The organism is Streptomyces humicola (assembly GCF_024436035.1).
In the GTDB taxonomy this organism is placed as follows: Bacteria; Actinomycetota; Actinomycetes; order Streptomycetales; family Streptomycetaceae; genus Streptantibioticus_B; species Streptantibioticus_B humicola.
On record NZ_JANFNG010000001.1, the window covers coordinates 328,307 to 344,041 of the forward strand.

Annotated in this window: 14 protein-coding genes; 3 read left to right on the forward strand and 11 right to left on the reverse strand. The window is 68.3% G+C overall.

Annotation, left to right across the window (positions count from 1 at the left end):
• Window positions 1–16 precede the first annotated feature (16 nt).
• The 8 genes from clpB to NGB36_RS01590 form a co-directional block, all read right to left on the reverse strand.
• Window positions 17–2,650 (reverse strand): ATP-dependent chaperone ClpB, encoded by a 2,634-nt coding sequence (clpB, locus tag NGB36_RS01555; RefSeq protein ID WP_255918170.1) that lies wholly within the window; start codon window positions 2,648–2,650, stop codon window positions 17–19.
• Window positions 2,651–2,680: 30 nt separating this feature from the next.
• Window positions 2,681–3,037, reverse strand: a complete 357-nt coding sequence (locus tag NGB36_RS01560; protein WP_255918171.1) for a chaperone modulator CbpM — start codon at window positions 3,035–3,037, stop codon at window positions 2,681–2,683.
• 1 nt (window position 3,038) lies between these two features.
• Window positions 3,039–4,004, reverse strand: a complete 966-nt coding sequence (locus tag NGB36_RS01565; protein WP_255918172.1) for a DnaJ C-terminal domain-containing protein — start codon at window positions 4,002–4,004, stop codon at window positions 3,039–3,041.
• Window positions 4,005–4,008: 4 nt separating this feature from the next.
• On the reverse strand, window positions 4,009–4,530 hold the full coding sequence (locus NGB36_RS01570) for a nucleotide exchange factor GrpE (protein WP_255918173.1): 522 nt from the start codon (window positions 4,528–4,530) through the stop codon (window positions 4,009–4,011).
• Between the two features lie 9 nt (window positions 4,531–4,539).
• A complete protein-coding gene (gene dnaK, locus NGB36_RS01575) occupies window positions 4,540–6,453 on the reverse strand; it encodes a molecular chaperone DnaK (RefSeq protein ID WP_255918174.1) in 1,914 nt (637 codons plus the stop codon).
• A gap of 246 nt (window positions 6,454–6,699) precedes the next feature.
• Entirely contained in the window at window positions 6,700–7,398 is a 699-nt protein-coding gene (locus tag NGB36_RS01580) for an HAD family hydrolase (RefSeq protein WP_255918175.1), read from the reverse strand.
• A gap of 94 nt (window positions 7,399–7,492) precedes the next feature.
• On the reverse strand, window positions 7,493–7,882 hold the full coding sequence (locus tag NGB36_RS01585) for a hypothetical protein (RefSeq protein ID WP_255918176.1): 390 nt from the start codon (window positions 7,880–7,882) through the stop codon (window positions 7,493–7,495).
• 92 nt (window positions 7,883–7,974) lie between these two features.
• Window positions 7,975–8,394, reverse strand: a complete 420-nt coding sequence (locus tag NGB36_RS01590) for an Hsp20/alpha crystallin family protein (protein ID WP_255918177.1) — start codon at window positions 8,392–8,394, stop codon at window positions 7,975–7,977.
• 732 nt (window positions 8,395–9,126) lie between these two features.
• On the opposite strand from NGB36_RS01590, the gene NGB36_RS01595 reads away from it, so the two are divergent.
• Window positions 9,127–10,320, forward strand: a complete 1,194-nt coding sequence (locus NGB36_RS01595) for a PucR family transcriptional regulator (RefSeq protein ID WP_255918179.1) — start codon at window positions 9,127–9,129, stop codon at window positions 10,318–10,320.
• A 66-nt stretch (window positions 10,321–10,386) separates the two neighbouring features.
• On the opposite strand, the gene NGB36_RS01600 is transcribed toward NGB36_RS01595, so the two are convergent.
• The 3 genes from NGB36_RS01600 to NGB36_RS01610 all read right to left on the reverse strand — a co-directional run bounded on the left by NGB36_RS01600 (window position 10,387) and on the right by NGB36_RS01610 (window position 12,041).
• Window positions 10,387–10,524 carry a DUF6126 family protein gene (locus NGB36_RS01600; RefSeq protein ID WP_255918180.1) on the reverse strand — a complete coding sequence of 46 codons (138 nt, stop codon included), beginning with the start codon at window positions 10,522–10,524 and terminating at the stop codon, window positions 10,387–10,389.
• An 89-nt stretch (window positions 10,525–10,613) separates the two neighbouring features.
• Window positions 10,614–11,240: a helix-turn-helix domain-containing protein gene (locus NGB36_RS01605; RefSeq protein ID WP_255918181.1), complete on the reverse strand. Its 627-nt coding sequence runs from the start codon at window positions 11,238–11,240 to the stop codon at window positions 10,614–10,616.
• Window positions 11,241–11,324: 84 nt separating this feature from the next.
• Window positions 11,325–12,041 carry a cytochrome P450 gene (locus NGB36_RS01610; protein ID WP_255918182.1) on the reverse strand — a complete coding sequence of 239 codons (717 nt, stop codon included), beginning with the start codon at window positions 12,039–12,041 and terminating at the stop codon, window positions 11,325–11,327.
• Between the two features lie 730 nt (window positions 12,042–12,771).
• On the opposite strand from NGB36_RS01610, the gene NGB36_RS01615 reads away from it, so the two are divergent.
• Together NGB36_RS01615 and NGB36_RS01620 are read left to right on the forward strand one after the other, a co-directional pair.
• Complete coding sequence (locus NGB36_RS01615; protein WP_255918183.1) at window positions 12,772–14,508, forward strand: hydrogenase maturation protein; 1,737 nt, start codon at window positions 12,772–12,774, stop codon at window positions 14,506–14,508.
• Window positions 14,509–14,586: 78 nt separating this feature from the next.
• Window positions 14,587–15,669 (forward strand): NADH-quinone oxidoreductase subunit B family protein, encoded by a 1,083-nt coding sequence (locus NGB36_RS01620; RefSeq protein ID WP_255918184.1) that lies wholly within the window; start codon window positions 14,587–14,589, stop codon window positions 15,667–15,669.
• Window positions 15,670–15,735 lie beyond the last annotated feature (66 nt).

Here is a 15,735-nt window from a genome sequence, read left to right on the forward strand (position 1 = left end):
CTCCCGGCGAATGCGATCACGCAGCCTTGGCGTGCTGTGGAGGACCGGGAAGGTCGACGACCAGCTCGCCGTCGCGGGCGGTGACCACCACCGTGATGCCTTCCCGGATTTCGCCGCGGATCAGGGCACGGCCGATCTTGGTCTCCACCTCGTGCGAGATGAAGCGGCGCAACGGCCGGGCCCCGTAGACGGGGTCGAACCCCTCCTGGGCGATGAGTCGTCGGCCTTCCTCGGTCAGCTCCAAAGTGATCCGCTGGTCCGCCAGCCGCCGGCGCAGCTCGTCGAAGAGCAGATCGACGATCTGTTCGATTTGGGCGAGGCCGAGCGGCCGGAAGAGGACCACGTCATCCACCCGGTTGAGGAACTCGGGCCGGAAGTGGGCGTGCAGGTCGGCCATGACCATCTCCCGCACCTCGGGCTTGATCTCGCCGCCCGCGGTGGCGTCCTGCAGCAGGTACTGGGAACCGATGTTGGAGGTCATGATGATGACCGTGTTGCGGAAGTCGACAGTGTGCCCTTGGGCGTCGGTGATCCGGCCGTCGTCGAGCACCTGCAGCAGCGTGTTGAAGACGTCCGCGTGGGCTTTTTCGATCTCGTCGAAGAGAACCACGGAGTACGGCTTGCGGCGCACGGCCTCGGTCAACTGTCCGCCCTCTTCGTATCCGACGTAGCCGGGTGGTGCTCCGACGAGACGGCTGACGGTGTGCTTCTCCTGGTACTCGCTCATGTCGAGGCGAACAATGTTCTCCTCGCTGTCGAACAGCGCGGCGGCCAGCGTCTTGGCCAGCTCGGTCTTGCCCACGCCGGTCGGCCCCAGGAAGATGAACGAGCCGATGGGCCGACGCGGATCACGGATCCCGGAGCGGGCACGGATGACGGCGTCGGCGACGAGCTGGACGGCTTCGTCCTGGCCGATGACCCGCTCACGCAGGATCTCGTCGAGGCGCAGCAGCTTGTCCCTCTCGCCTTCCTTCAAACGGGCGACCGGGATGCCGGTCCAAGAGGCGACGATCTCGGCGATCTCGTCCTCGGTGACGACCTCCGGCAGTAGCCGTTGTTCGCCTTGTTTGGCGGCGAGTTGCTGCTCCTCGGCGGCAAGTTTGCGGTCCAGCTCGGTGATCTTTCCGTACCGGAGCTCCGCGGCCTTGTTCAAGTCGTAGTTCCGCTCGGCCTCTTCGGCTTCGTGGCGGGCCTGTTCCAGCTCCTGGCGCAGTTGCTGGACGCGCCGGATGGCCTGCCGTTCGGCATCCCACTGGGCGTGCTTGGCATCCGCCTCGGCCCGCAGGTCGGCCAGCTCGCGGCGGAGTTCGTCGAGTCGGGCCTTGCTGGCCGGGTCGTCCTCCTTGGCCAGTGCGGCTTCCTCGATCTCCAGCCGGGTGACGCGGCGGGTGAGCTCGTCCAGCTCGGCCGGCAGGGAGTCGATCTCCGTGCGCAGCCGGGCGCATGCCTCGTCGACGAGGTCGATGGCCTTGTCAGGGAGGAACCGGTCGGAGATGTAGCGGTGGCTGAGGGTTGCCGCGGCGACCAGGGCGGTGTCCTGGATCTTGACGCCGTGGAAGACCTCGAGGCGTTCGCGCAGCCCGCGCAGGATGGAGATGGTGTCCTCCACGCTGGGTTCGTCCACCAGCACCGGCTGGAAGCGTCGCTCCAGCGCCGCGTCGGATTCAACGTACTTGCGGTACTCATCCAGTGTGGTGGCACCGATCATGTGCAACTCGCCGCGGGCCAGCATCGGCTTGAGCATGTTGCCCGCGTCCATCGAGCCTTCGGCTGCGCCGGCTCCCACCACGGTGTGCAGTTCGTCCACGAAGAGCAGGATCCGCCCCTCGGCGGCCTTTACCTCCGCCAGCACCGCCTTGAGGCGCTCCTCGAACTCGCCCCGATACTTGGCACCTGCCACCAATGACCCCATGTCCAGCGCGAACACCGTCTTGTCGCGCAGACCCTCCGGTACGTCACCGCGGACGATGCGCTGCGCCAGACCTTCGACGATGGCCGTCTTGCCGACCCCGGGATCGCCGATGAGCACCGGGTTGTTCTTCGTCTTACGACTGAGGATCTGGATCACCCGGCGGATCTCCGCATCGCGGCCGATCACCGGATCGAGCTTTCCGGCCTGACCCTCGGCGACAAGGTCCCGGCCGTACTTCTCCAGTGCCTCGTAGGCGCCTTCCGGCGTCGCCGAGGTCACCCGTTGGTTGCCGCGTACCCGGGTCAGCGCGGCCAGGAAGGACTCCCTGGTGACTCCGTGCTCCTTCAGCATGCGTCCGGCCGCGGAGGCGCTGCCCTCGTCGATCAGCGCCAGGACCAGGTGTTCCACCGAGACGTATTCGTCCTTCAGCCGCCTGGCTTCGCGATCGGCGGCGTCGAGCAGCCGGGCGAGCCGCTGGGTGACGTATACCTGGCCGGGCGTGGCGCCCGGGCCGGTGACCTTGGGGCGTCGTGCCACCTCGCCTTCCACATCCGCCCGTAGCCGGGCGAGGTCGGCACCGCACTGCTCCAGCAAGCGCGGCACGAGGCCGTCGGCCTGGTCGGCCAAGGCGAGCAGCAGGTGCTCGCCGTCGACCTCGGTGTGGCCCATCCGCGACGCCGTGGTCTGTGCCTCCTGCAGTGCTTCCTGGGACTTCTGGGTGAGTCGGTTCATGTCCACGGTGGTCCACTCCTTGCCTGTCCTGGGGGCCTAGGCCTGCGGGTGGGTGGCGTTCGCGCGGCGCAGCGCGGTCTCCAGTGCCTCGATCCGGTCCAGCAGGTCCAGGACCAGTCCGACGGCGGCGTAGTTGAGGCTGAGCCCGGTCCGCAGCCGTTGGACGCGGGCGATCGTGGCCGGTGCACTCGTGGAGAACCACAGGTCTCCGGAGGCGTCCCGGATCGCGTCCACCATGCTGAGCGCGACGAAACGGCGGACGAGTTCGGGGTGGAGGCCGCAGCGGCGAGCGACGGTGTCCAGGCTCAGCCGGTACGGTCGCGCCAACGGGTAGCGGACCGCGACCGCTTCCGGGGTGCGCTGTGCGGCGGTCGGAGCGGGGCGGAGGCTCATCTCAGTGCCTCCTCGGGTCGTAGGTCGAGACATTGGCCAGCTCCTGCAGCAGCTCCTGCTCCTTTGGCGTCGGAGAGGGCGGGACCATCACGCGGATGTGTGCGTACAGGTCTCCGGGCGTGCCCTTCGAGCGGGGCATGCCCTCCCCGCGCAGTCGCAGCCGGCGGCCGGTGGACGATCCGGGAGGGACCGTGACCTTGGCCGTGCCGTTCGGGGTCGTCAGGGGCACGGTCGCGCCCAGCGCCGCCTCCCACGGGGTGACCGGCAGGTCGACGTGGATGTCGCGTCCGGACACCCGGTACCGGGGGTGGGGAAGAATCCGGACCTTCAGGTACAGGTCACCGGGGGGACCGTTCCCCAAGCCCCTGCCGCCTTGCCCGGCGAGCCGGATCCGCTGGCCGTCGACCACGCCGGGCGGAATGTTCACCTCGTAGCTGCGGGGGTGCTCCGGGCCTCCGAGGGTCACCCGTCGCTTACCGCCGCGGTACGCCTCCTCCACGGTGAGCTTGAGTTCGGCCTCCTGGTCGGCTCCCGGCATCGTGCCGCCCGCGCCGCGTCCGCCGAAGATGCCACCGAACAGATCCTCGATGTCGATCCCGGAACCTTCGAAGCCTCCGCCACCGGCCCAGACCCGCGACCTCCCCGGACCCGCCGCGCCGGAGGTGGACCAGCGGAACCGCCCGCCCGGCCCGCCACCGAATCCCGCACCCGCACCCGCAGCCGCCCGCTCGTCGACGTCCTCGGGGATCTGCCGGAAGTCCGGGCCGAAGCGGTCATAGCGTGCGCGCGTCTTCGGGTCGGACAGTACCTGGTACGCCTCGTTGATCTCTTTGAACCGTTCTTCGGAGGCCGGATCACGATTGATGTCCGGGTGGTGTTGGCGGGCGAGCTTGCGGAACGCCTGCTGGATCTCCTCCGCGCTCGCGCTGCGCGGGACGCCCAGGACCTCGTAGTAGTCGCGCGCCATGGCCTCACTCCTGCTTGCGGCTCACGACGACGGCAGCCGGCCGGAGCTGCCGACCGGGCTCGCCGTAGCCGGCCCGAAGCACACGGATCACGGTGCCCGGCGCGGTGTCCGGCTCGTCGACGACACTGACCACTTCATGCCGGTTGGGGTCGAACGGCACATCCGTCTCGTCGTCGCGCGGATACCCGAGATCCCGGAAGATCTGGACGGCCTGGTCGCGTACTGCCTTGACTCCCTCCACGACCGAGCCGGGTTCGGCCTGGGCGTGGGAGAGGGCCAGTTCGAGGTTGTCGACGACGGGGAGCCAGGCGGCGGCGACCCGGCTGCGTTCGGCTTCCCGCTCATGCTGCAACTCGCGGGCATGGCGCTTGCGCTGGTTGTCCAACTCCGCCATGGCGCGGCGCCAGCGGTCCTCCAGCTCCTCCAACTCCTTGACTGTGGGGGAGGGAGCCGAGCCGTCGCCCCGACCGGTCGCCTCGTCGTCCGCCTGTTCGTCCTGCGGGCGCTGATCCTCATGCTCGGACATGGCGCTGCCTCATCCCCGGTCGAACTCGGCGTCGACGACGTCCTCGTCGGACCCTCCGCCTGTGCCCGGTCCGCCCTCGTCGGCCGGAGTACCGCCGGTCGGCGGGACGCCTCCCGTGGGCGGGGTCCCGGGCTGGCGGGCGACGAGGCCGTGGTAGAGCTGCTGCAGCTCGGAGGTGAGGCTGCGTACTCGGTCCAGCGGCGCCTCTTCCTTGACCGCCTGGCGGGCCTCGGCGACCAGCATCTCGGTGCGCGCCTTTTCGTGTTGCGGAACTGCGTCGCCGAGTTCGCCGACGCGTCGTTCGACCTGGTAGGCGATGGCGTCGAGTTCGTTGAGGGCGTCTACGGCCTGGCGCAGGGACTGGTCCTCGGCGCGGTTGCGTTCGGCCTCGGCGACCATCCGGTCCACCTCGCTGCGGTCGAGGTTGGAGCTCTCGCTGATGGTGATCCCCTGCTCCGCGCCGGTGTCCTTGTCCTTGGCGCTGACGTTGAGGATGCCGTTGGCGTCGATGTCGAAGGTCACCTCGATCTGCGGTTCACCGCGCGCCGCGGGGCGGATGTTCTCCAGCCGGAAGCGGCCCAGGACCCGGTTGTCCGCCGCGCGTTCGCGCTCGCCTTGCAGCACCACGACGTCGACTGCGGGCTGGTTGTCCTCGGCGGTGGAGAAGGTCTCGGAGCGCCGGACCGGGATGGTGGTGTTCCGCTCGATGATCTTCGTCATGACGCCGCCGCGCGTCTCCACACCGAGGGACAGTGGGGTGACATCGAGCAGCAGGACGTCCTTGACCTCGCCCTTGAGTACCCCGGCCTGGACGGCTGCGCCGATCGCCACCACCTCGTCCGGGTTGACGCTCATGTTGGGGTCCTTGCCGCCGGTGAGCCGGCGCACCAGGGCCTGGACGGCAGGGATCCGGGTCGAGCCGCCGACGAGGATGACCTCGTCGATGTCGTTCTCGGTCACCTTGGCGTCGCTCATCGCCTGGCGCACCGGGTCCAGGCAGCGCTCCACCAGGTCGGCGGTGATCTGCTCGAAGGTGGAGCGCCGGACCGTTTCGGTGAGGTGCTTCGGGCCGGAGGCGTCGGCCGTGATGAACGGCAGATTGACCTGTGTCTGGGTGACCGAACTGAGCTCGGTTTTGGCCTTCTCGGCCGCTTCGAAGAGCCGTTGCAGGGCCTGTGGATCGCTGCGCAGGTCGATCCCGTTCTGCTGCTGGAAGTTATCCGCGAGGTGATCCACCAGCCGCCGGTCGAAGTCGTCGCCTCCCAGGTGGCTGTCGCCGGCCGTCGACCGGACCTCCACCACGCCGTCGCCGACGTCCAGCAGGCTGACGTCGAAGGTGCCGCCGCCGAGGTCGAAGACGAGCACCGTCTCGTGGCCCTTCTTGTCCAGCCCGTAGGCCAGGGCGGCCGCGGTCGGCTCGTTGATGATGCGCAGCACGTCCAGTCCGGCGATCTTCCCGGCGTCCTTGGTGGCCGTGCGCTGGGCATCGTTGAAGTATGCGGGCACGGTGATGACCGCCTCCGTCACCCGCTCACCCAACGTCTTGCCCGCGTCATCGGCAAGTTTCCGCAGCACCAGGGCGCTGATCTCCTCTGGCGCGTACTGCTTGCCGCGCACCTCGAAGCGGGCCACCCCGCCCGGCCCTTCCACGACGTCGAAGCCCACCGCCTTGGCTTCGTCCGAGATCTCATCGAAGCGCCGGCCGATGAAACGCTTCGCCGAGTAGATCGTCCCCTTGGGATTCAAGATCGCCTGGCGCCGGGCCAGCTGACCCACCAAGCGCTCCCCGGTGTCGGTGAACCCGACCACGGAGGGCGTGGTGCGCGAGCCCTCGGAATTGGGGATGACGGACGCCTCACCACCCTCCCACGCGGCGATCACGGAGTTGGTGGTACCCAGATCGATCCCGACTGCCTTGGCCATCTGGCACTCCTCGATGGGTTGCTCCCCCTTCATGGACGGTGCGAGCGATCCGGGCTCACGGGTATCTCGCCGCACCTTGTGTCAGCGTGCGCGGGCGGGTGCCTGGTGACATGGACCCGAGGGGACCAATTACGCGCCCGGTACCGACCCAGGAGGTCGACATGCGGCTCTGACCTGCGCCTTTCCGCCGTGCGCCGCTGGTCTGCGGTAGCGGCGCATTGGGTCCTGGGGGCCGGGGCCTGGCGTTCAATCGCCCTGAGCGCCGCGAATACCGAGTTCGTCGATGTGTGTGAGCAGATCCGCCGGATCGGCGTACACGCGGAACGCCTGGGCCCGCTCCAGCTCCTCTTGCCCGTAGCCTCCGGACAGCAGCCCCACGCCGAGGGCATCGGCTCGCCGGGCGGCAAGCAGGTCCCATACGCTGTCCCCAACCACGACGCAGTCACGAGGCGGGATGTCGAGCCGCGCCGCCCCGGCCAGGAACAGGTCGGGGTCGGGCTTGGCACGGGTGACCTCCTCCCGTGTGACCGTCGGGTGGTCGGGCGGCACCCCGAGCTTGGCAAGCATGGGCGTGGCGTCGTCGCGACGGGCACTGGTGGCGATCGTCCAGGGGATACCGCAGTTCGTCAGATGCCGTAGGAGCTCTGGCGCTCCGGGAAGCGGGCGAATGGTGTCGATCCAGTCGGCGAAGCGGCGGTGGTGGGCGTTCTGCAGGTGCTCGGTCTCCTCGGGCGTGAGCCGCTGGCCTGTCTCGCGCAGCATGGCCTGTACGAGCAGGCCGCCACTCATGCCGATCTTCCGGTGAATCCGCCAGATCGAGAGCCCGATGCCGATCTCGCTCAACGCCTGCTGCCACGAGATGACGTGCGCGTACACGCTGTCCACGAGCGTCCCGTCGAGGTCGAGCAGGAACGCCGCGGGCCGGTCGTGCATACGGTCGCTCATCTCTGCACCTGCCGGCGGAGGTCTTACCGGGCGCGCCGCGACGAGGAGAAGCAGTGCCGGCGGCCAGGGGATGGAAGGACCGGACGGGCGGCGTTCACGTCACAGCGGACGTGGGATCGGCCGGTGGTTCGGGCTGTTGGGGCTGTGCATGATCGGCGGCGCCGAGGAGAGGGGCGTCATGCCGGTCGGGCCGGTGGCCGGCTTCGTCGGTAATCTTCTGCCGGGGTGTGTCTGCCGGGCCGGGCGGCGCGGGGATGGGTCTGCGGGCGACGAGACGCCCGACCCAGCGGCGGCCGCACTGCGGGCAGGGCGGGGCGCCCTCGGGCACGTACGGTGAGGCCACAGCGACGCCGTCCCGGGAGAAGTACTCCCATTCATGGCCCTCGCCGTCCCGGTAGTGGAGGACGTCGTAGTCGATACTCCAGCGGTTCCAGCAATGCCCGCATGTGAATTCCACGCGTTCCACGGCCAGCTCGGTGATCATCGCCTGAGCCTCCCCGGTCGGTGAGCTGCGGTCTCGTCCGTCGCGTTGCCGGAGGCAGAAGCACGGCGGGTCACGCGCCTCGCCAGCCGTGTTCAGCTGGTGAGCCGCTTGGCTTCGCCCGTGTGGCCGATTTCGATCTTGCGCGGTTTCGCCTGCTCGGCAACGGGGATCCGCAAGGTGAGAACGCCTGCGTCGTAGCCGGCCTCGATTTTGTCGACATCGAGGGTGTCGCCCAGGAACACCTGTCGGCTGAATACGCCGGAAGGGCGCTCGGCCACAATCATCTCGCGGTCCTTGACGGGGGCGGGACGCTCGGCCCGCACGGTGAGGACGTTCTGTTCGACGTGCAGATCGATGGAGTCGGCGTTGGTTCCGGGAAGGTCGAATTGGATCACGAAGGCGCCATCGGTCTCATAGGCGTCCATCGGCATCGCAGCTGGCCGTGTGGCCGTGCCCAGAACTTGTTGCGTGAGCCGGTCCAGCTCGCGGAAAGGGTCGGTACGCATCAGCATCGTCGGTCACATCTCCTTGTTCGGGCTGTTCAGACCGTGACAGGAGGTCCCGTGCTTCCCTTGTCCCTTCGCGTCTGTGGAGAGCGCAGCCGACCGGGTGACGCAACAGGATCTCTTTTCTCGTGTCAGCCTGCGCGAGACGGGTAACCGAGGGCATGGGCCTGAGGTGACAAAAAGGATGTTCCGGATCACCCTCGCAGGCCGAGGCGGGCTTCGGAAGGAGACCGCATGAATGCCATCGTGTTTCCGTCATTGTCGGATGCCCGGTCCCAGAAGTGCCTGGGCGGGGCGGTCAGCCTTTGTGAGCTGGCGACGATGATGTTCAGCGGGCGGGACGCGAGCCACGTCCTGGATCTTGCCACTACCTGGATCGCCTCGGTGAGTACGTCTCTGACCGCCGTCGGGTATCTGGAAGATGAAGGGCGCCTGCTGCGTGGCGGGACCGCCGTATCCGGGCATGAGGCCCGGGCCATGGACGCCGGCGTACACACGCTGCACGGCGAAGACGCGGCGCTCGACCTGCCAGGATGCGGGTGGGCCCGCGCCTTGGCGTTGAACCACCGGGGCGCGTGCCGCGGCTACCTCGTGGTCACCTCGCCTGAGACTCCCGGGCATGACGACGTCTTCCTTGCAGCTCTCTTGGCGCGTCAGACGGCTGCCGCTCTGGATCATGTCCAGGTGTGTGAAGGAGAACGAGCGCACGCTCGGCGGCTGCGTCGGCTTGTCCATGGCATGACGGCACTGAACATCCGCTTGGGGACCGCTGTGGCTGAACTCCAGCGCCGGGTGGCGATACATGAGGCGCTGAACCGGGCCTCGTGCTCGGGCGGCGGCGAAGAGGACATCGTGCGCGTGCTGCACAAGCTGACGGGATTCCCCGTCCGGAGCGAGGACCGCTTCGGCAATCCGCGGGCCTGGGCTGGGCCCGACAGCTCGGTGCAGCCGGCTGGCGTGGCTCCTGCGCGCAGGGCGGACGTGCTGCGCCGCGCCGAGCGCGAGCGCGGGCCAGTGCGCGACCGTGACCTGTTGTTCCGCGTGGTGCGTCCGCACGGTGAGGTGCTGGGCGTACTGGTACTGGCCGATCCGGACCACCGGGTCAGCGAGACCGAAATGTTCGCCTTGGACCAGGCCGGAACAGCGCTCGCCGTCGAACTCTCCCATCAGCGCAACCTCGCAGACGCGGAGTTGCGCCTGCGCTGCGACCTGGTCGAGGACCTGGTGACCGGGACGGATGAGAGAAGCGCCCTTGCGCGGTGTGAAGCGGTGGGCCACAACCTCCACGGGCCCCACCGTGTGGTGATCGTCAAGTGGAGCGGGCCCTGGGGCGACGGGAAGGTCACCGACGCCGTCGGGCGGGCCGCAACGGCAGGCCGACTCGACTTTCTGCTGGGCCGCCGTTCAGGAGCGGCAGTGCTCGTTGTACGCGGCCCCGCTGTCGATGATGCGTTTTACGAGCAGGTGTCGAAGGAACTTGGCTCCCCGGACTGCGCGATCGGTGTAGGAGGCCCGTGCGATGCCACTGGCGACGTCCCGCACTCCTACCAGGAGGCTTTGCGCGCCCTGGAGATCCGGCAGAATTCCGTAAGACCCTACGGTCTGACCGCCTTCGATCGGCTCGGAATCTACCGGGTGCTGCGCACAGGTGATCACGATGCGCACACCGAGCAGTTCGTGCGCGAATGGCTTGGCTCTCTGATCGACTATGACCGGGCGCACCATGGCGAACTCGTGGCGACGCTCACCGCCTACCTGGAGAACGACAACTACGACTCCACGGCAGCCACACTCACGATTCACCGCAGCACACTCCGTTACCGGCTTCGCCGTATCCGCGAGATATCGGGCCTGGATCTCACGGATGTCGATGCCAGACTCAACCTGCACGTGGCGACCCGCATCTGGAACGTGACCACCGGAACGCATTGACCAGCGCCTCGGCCACTCGCAAGCCGAAGGGTGTCTGCGGCTGCGATTCCGTGAACCGGCCCGCCGTCAGTGCGAATGGTGCGCGCCGACCTCGAAGAGCAGGAAGAGGAAAGCGGCGAACACGTGGGCCCCGACCATGTAGAGGAAGAGACGGATGGCCAGGCCTCGGCTCATCCACTTGGAAGTGAGCGCCTTGATGGGCATGGTGATCTCACCTTTCCTGCGGTCTCGGCGGGGACGAGTAGGGGGTTGCGGGGATGCGTGGGGAGTTGTTGTCTGCCGACCACTCGGCTTCAGGGACCGCGATGCGGCGCGTCGATGCACAGCGTGCCCGCCGGGGCCTGCAACAGCGTGTGAACGAAGATCAATTCGACACCCTCGGCGGACGCGGCCGCGAGGCGATGCGGGGTGAGGGAGTCGAAGTGCGCGGCATCCTCGGGGTCGAGTACGTGGACGGCGTCGCCAAGGGTGAGCCGGAGGCGGCCGGAGACGACGTAAAGCCACTCCTCGCCCGGGTGCACTCGTACGACGGCGTCCTGGATCGCGGAGGGGGAGGGGATGCGGACCCGCAGTGCCTGCATCGCCCCGTGCGGCGCTCCTGCGCGCCGGTAGCTCCAGCCGCCCGCGCGTGCGGACTCCAGACTGCCGGAACGGATCACCGGGTCACGCGCCGGGGAAGCCTCGCCCAACAGCTCGGAGACGGTCGCTCCGTACGCGCGGGAAAGCCCAAGCAGCACAGGGAGCGAGGGCTGTCGCCGGTCGGTCTCCAGCCGGGACAGATACGCTGGCGAGAGTCTGACTCTGGCGGCGGCCGCCTCCAGCGTGAGACCGCTGCGTCGCCGCAGTTCGCGCAGCCGCGGGCCGAGGCCCGAGACCTCCGGAATGCCGGCGCCGCCTTGAGCGTCCGGAGAAGTGGTCATAGGACAAGTGGACACCTGATCATGCCCTGAAGGCAAAAAATTTGCCTCCTCGGCAAAATCGGCTCGTCGATCCTCCGTGCCCGCTCACCACAGGACGTGAAGCCGTTCGGGCACTCGCTTGATGTTTCCCGTCCGCCAGACCAACTGGTCCACGGGCAGGGCCAGCCGCAGCCCCGGCAGGCGTTCCACGAGCGCGCCGAGCGCCTCTGCGGCGTGGACGCGGGAGATCGTTGACGCGGGGCAGTAGTGGCGGCCGGCGCCGAAGGCCATGTGCGGATTGGGGGAGCGGTCGATGTCGAACCGCTCGAAATCGTCGAATTGTTCGGGGTCGAAGTTGGCTGCCTCCACACAGATCAGAACCAGCTCCCCGGATCGGACAAGAACGTCCTCCACCTGCACGTCGGCGAGAGCGATCCGGGGCAGTCCGTCTCCGATGGAGAGCGTGCAACGCATCAGCTCCTCCACGGCGCCCGGCATCAGCTCCGGCCGCTGCCGCAGCCGTTCCATCGCCTTCGGGTGCCGCACCAGGGTCAGCACGGCGTGCAGGAGGAACACATACGTGCTCATGGCGCCGGCTCCGAAAAGGGAGGTGATCACGGCCGCCAGCATCTCGTCGGTCAGGTCTCCTCCGTCACGCGTCGGGTCGTCTCTGAGCTCGCACAGCCTGCGGATCAGCCCCCGCTGGGAATCCCGGTCGGCGCGCACGTGCCCCAGCACGTAGGCGTAGTCCTTGTCCCAGTTGGCGGTGCACCCGTCGAACACGACGGGACTGGTGATGAAGCCGAGGTCCAGACCTGACATGAGCCGTCCCCGTCCTCGCGAGGCAAGCCGAGCACTCCGCAGACCAGGTCTGCGGAGTAGGGCTCGGCGAACCGCTCCCGCAGATCGACGGGTGGTCCTTCCCCGACCATGCTGTCGATCAGTTCGTTCGCCCGGTCGCGCATCCAGTCGGCCGATGCCGGGCCGGACCGGGGACCGAACGCTCTCAGCACCTCTTGGTGGAGGCCTGCGCTGTTGACGTTCCCCATGGTGTTGACGACCTCCGGCGGGATTGTCAGCGCGTACTGGCGCGGCACGTCCGGGGCGGCCGTCTCGCGCAGGCTGAAGCGTGTTCGTCCTCCAGGACCTGCCGAGCGAGCGCGTAGTTGGTGACCAGCCATGCGTCGTCACCGGTCAGCGTCCGCACCCGCGCGATCGGCTTTCCTTGCGCAGTCGCGCGCACTCGGCGGGCACCGCTGCGGCCGCGGCGCCGCGGCGCGGCGACACACCGACGCGCAGACCAGTGGCCTGCGTGGCCGGTATCGCTGCCAGGCTGGCCTTCCCTGTCTTGGCCGGGTCGTCCGGAGCACGGTCGGCCTTGACGAGCTCGACTGTCCGGCAACGGAGTTCCGGTGCGCTCTGCGCCGTTTGATGGGTGGGAGTTGCCGACAGAGTGATCTCCCGGGCGTGGCTCGGGCTCATGTGCGGGGCCAGGGGCGATCCTCCCGGTGGCTTGCCGTCTGTGTTGCTCAGGGTGACGGGGAGGATCGGGATGCGCATTCTGCTGATCGCGAGCGCGTTCAACAGCTTGACTCAGCGGGTCTTCGCCGAACTTGCTGACCGCGGACACACGGTGGCGGTGGAGCTGGCTCTGGGGGACGAAGCGTTGTGCACTGCCGTGGATCGGTACTCCCCTGACCTGATCATCGCGCCGATGCTGACGACCGCGATCCCGAGTGATGTCTGGTCGGAGCACACCTGCTTGATCGTCCACCCGGGACCGCCGGGCGATAGGGGACCGTCGTCACTGGACTGGGCGATTCGCGACGGCATCACCGAATGGGGCGTGACGGTCCTTCAGGCCGTCGCCGAGATGGACGCGGGGGACGTGTGGGCATCGGTTTCATGCCGATTGCCGCAGGTCGGGAAGAGTGATCTGTACCGGGGCGAGATCGCCGACGCGGCATGCGAGGCTGTGCTCCTCGCTGTGCAGCGGTACGCCTCGGGTTCGTACGTGCCCCGATCGCAAAGGAGCCTGGGCACGGAGATCCCGATCCGTGTCCGGCCGTACTTCGACCAGAGCCTCCGGCGCATTGACTGGTCGTCGGACTCCACCGAGACCGTGCTGCGCAAGCTGCGGGAAGCCGACTCGCAACCGGGCGTGCTGGACACGCTCCTCGGCGACGAGTGGTATCTGCATGGCGGCTTCCCGGAGGACACCCTGCGCGGGCGTCCGGGGGAACTCGTGGCGACCCGGGCGGGTGCGGTCTGCCGGGCGACGGTGGACGGCGCGGTGTGGATTCCCCAGCTGAGGCCCAGGCGTCGGCCCGGTGGGCCGGCGGGGATCAAGCTTCCGGCCGTCCTCGCCCTTGGCGATCTCCTGCCGCCGCTGCCTGAGGAACCCGCGCCCTTGTGGCTGCCGGGACAGCGGCACACCTGGGCGGACATGCGGTACCAGGAGCTCGGCGAAGTCGGCTTCCTTCGCTTCTCCTTCCCCGGCGGGGCGATGAGCACCACTCACTGTCAGCGCCTCCTCGACGCGTACCGCTATGCGTGTTCCCGGCCCACCTCCGTACTGGTGCTCGGCGGCGTCAGGGATTTCTTCTCCAACGGCATTCATCTGGGAGTGATCGAGGCGGCCGCCGACCCGGCCGAGGAGTCATGGGCCAACATCACGGCGATGGACGATCTCGTCGAGGCGGTCCTGACCACCCCCGATCGGCTGGTGGTCGCCGCGCTCGGCGGCAATGCGGCGGCCGGCGGTGTGATGCTGGCCCTCGCCGCGGACGAGGTGTGGTGCGCAGAAGGCGTCGTGCTCAACCCGCACTACCGGCTGATGGGGCTGTACGGTTCGGAGTACTGGACCTACACGCTGCCCCGCAGGGTGGGACGGGGTGCAGCGGATCGGCTGACGCAGCGCGCCCTGCCGGTGACGGCGGTGAAGGCCCGCGACCTCGGTCTCGTAGACCGTGTGGTGCGCTGCGGGCCGCAGGGCTTCGAGGCCGAGGTGGAGCGGCTGGCCTCCGCTGCGGCCGCGGCGCCGCGGGTCCAGCGGCGCATTGCCGAGAAGAAGGCGCTGCGGGAGCGGGATGAGGCCGCCAAGCCACTGCGCGCCTATCGCGACGAGGAACTTGCCCGGATGCGCCGGATCTTCTCCGATCCGCAGGAGCCCTACCACCGCCTGCGCAGGGCCTTCGCCCGCAAGGAGCGGCCCTCGTGCACTCCTCGGCATCTGCGTGGCGCAGGGGCGGAGTCCGCCGTCACCGGATTGGTCCCGCCCGACGCGTAGTGAGGCATCAGACCTGGTAAGAAAGAGCCGGATGACTGATTCGTCGCTTCTGTTCCCTATTCTCCCGGAGGCCTCCGTATGAGTGCAGCAACGGCTGTCGATGAAGGCCATGGGCGGGGGCAGGCGGGCGAAGAGCCTCCTCTCGTCCATCTCCTGTGGATCAATGCGGGCTTGAGCTGCGATGGCGATTCGGTGTCGTTGACGAACGCGATGCAGCCGAGCATCGAGGAGATCGCGCTGGGTGCGCTGCCTGGACTACCAAGGGTGGCGGTGCACTGGCCGCTGATCGACTTCGAGTGCGGTCCCGTGCAGGGCGCGGACACATTCATCGAGTGGTTCTTCAAGGGGGAGCGCGGCGAGATCGATCCGTTCGTGCTCGTCATCGAGGGTTCCATCCCGAACGAGAAGATCAAGGCGGAAGGGTACTGGTGCGGTTTCGGTGACGATCCCGACACCGGCCAGCCCATTACCACCAGCGAGTGGATCGACCGCCTGGCGCCCAAGGCCGTCGCCGTCGTCGCGGCCGGGACGTGCGCTACGTACGGTGGCATTCACGCGATGGCCGGGAATCCGACCGGTGCCATGGGCGTGCCCGACTACCTCGGCTGGGACTGGAAGTCCACGGCCGGCCTGCCGGTGGTGTGCGTGCCCGGCTGCCCTATCCAGCCGGACAACCTCTCCGAGACGCTCACCTACCTGCTCTACCAGCTCACCGGGGCCGCGCCGATGATTCCACTGGACGACAAGCTGCGGCCGGCCTGGCTGTTCGGCGCGACGGTGCACGAGGGCTGTGACCGGGCGGGCTATTACGAGCAGGGCCAGTTCGCTGAGGACTACAACTCGCCGCAGTGCCTGGTGAAGGTCGGCTGCTGGGGTCCCGTGGTCAAGTGCAATGTGCCCAAGCGCGGCTGGATGAACGGTATCGGCGGCTGCCCCAATGTCGGCGGGATCTGTATCGCCTGCACGATGCCTGGCTTTCCCGACAAGTTCATGCCGTTCATGGACGCGCCGCCCGGAAGCAAGGTCTCCAGCACGGTCAGTCACTCGTACGGCGGTGTGATGCGAAAGTTGCGCTCGATCACCGCAAGCACCGTGGACAAGGAGCCGAAGTGGCGTCACACCGGGCGCCGGATCACGACCGGGTACCGGCCGCCGTGGTGAGCCCGAACTGCCGTACTGCTCTGTGACGTTTGCAGGACCTCCCCGAACCACGACCGCCGGCGTGAC

What these genes read in the sequence shown, in the direction of transcription:
- NGB36_RS01560 (WP_255918171.1), bottom strand. Translation starts at nt 3,037, where the DNA reads ATGAGCCTCCGCCCCGCTCCGACCGCCGCACAGCGCACCCCGGAAGCG.
- NGB36_RS01565 (WP_255918172.1), bottom strand. Translation starts at nt 4,004, where the DNA reads ATGGCGCGCGACTACTACGAGGTCCTGGGCGTCCCGCGCAGCGCGAGC.
- NGB36_RS01570 (WP_255918173.1), bottom strand. Translation starts at nt 4,530, where the DNA reads ATGTCCGAGCATGAGGATCAGCGCCCGCAGGACGAACAGGCGGACGAC.
- dnaK (WP_255918174.1), bottom strand. Translation starts at nt 6,453, where the DNA reads ATGGCCAAGGCAGTCGGGATCGATCTGGGTACCACCAACTCCGTGATC.
- NGB36_RS01580 (WP_255918175.1), bottom strand. Translation starts at nt 7,398, where the DNA reads ATGAGCGACCGTATGCACGACCGGCCCGCGGCGTTCCTGCTCGACCTC.
- NGB36_RS01585 (WP_255918176.1), bottom strand. Translation starts at nt 7,882, where the DNA reads ATGATCACCGAGCTGGCCGTGGAACGCGTGGAATTCACATGCGGGCAT.
- NGB36_RS01590 (WP_255918177.1), bottom strand. Translation starts at nt 8,394, where the DNA reads ATGCTGATGCGTACCGACCCTTTCCGCGAGCTGGACCGGCTCACGCAA.
- NGB36_RS01595 (WP_255918179.1), top strand. Translation starts at nt 9,127, where the DNA reads ATGACGGCACTGAACATCCGCTTGGGGACCGCTGTGGCTGAACTCCAG.
- NGB36_RS01600 (WP_255918180.1), bottom strand. Translation starts at nt 10,524, where the DNA reads ATGCCCATCAAGGCGCTCACTTCCAAGTGGATGAGCCGAGGCCTGGCC.
- NGB36_RS01605 (WP_255918181.1), bottom strand. Translation starts at nt 11,240, where the DNA reads ATGACCACTTCTCCGGACGCTCAAGGCGGCGCCGGCATTCCGGAGGTC.
- NGB36_RS01610 (WP_255918182.1), bottom strand. Translation starts at nt 12,041, where the DNA reads ATGTCAGGTCTGGACCTCGGCTTCATCACCAGTCCCGTCGTGTTCGAC.
- NGB36_RS01615 (WP_255918183.1), top strand. Translation starts at nt 12,772, where the DNA reads ATGCGCATTCTGCTGATCGCGAGCGCGTTCAACAGCTTGACTCAGCGG.
- NGB36_RS01620 (WP_255918184.1), top strand. Translation starts at nt 14,587, where the DNA reads ATGAGTGCAGCAACGGCTGTCGATGAAGGCCATGGGCGGGGGCAGGCG.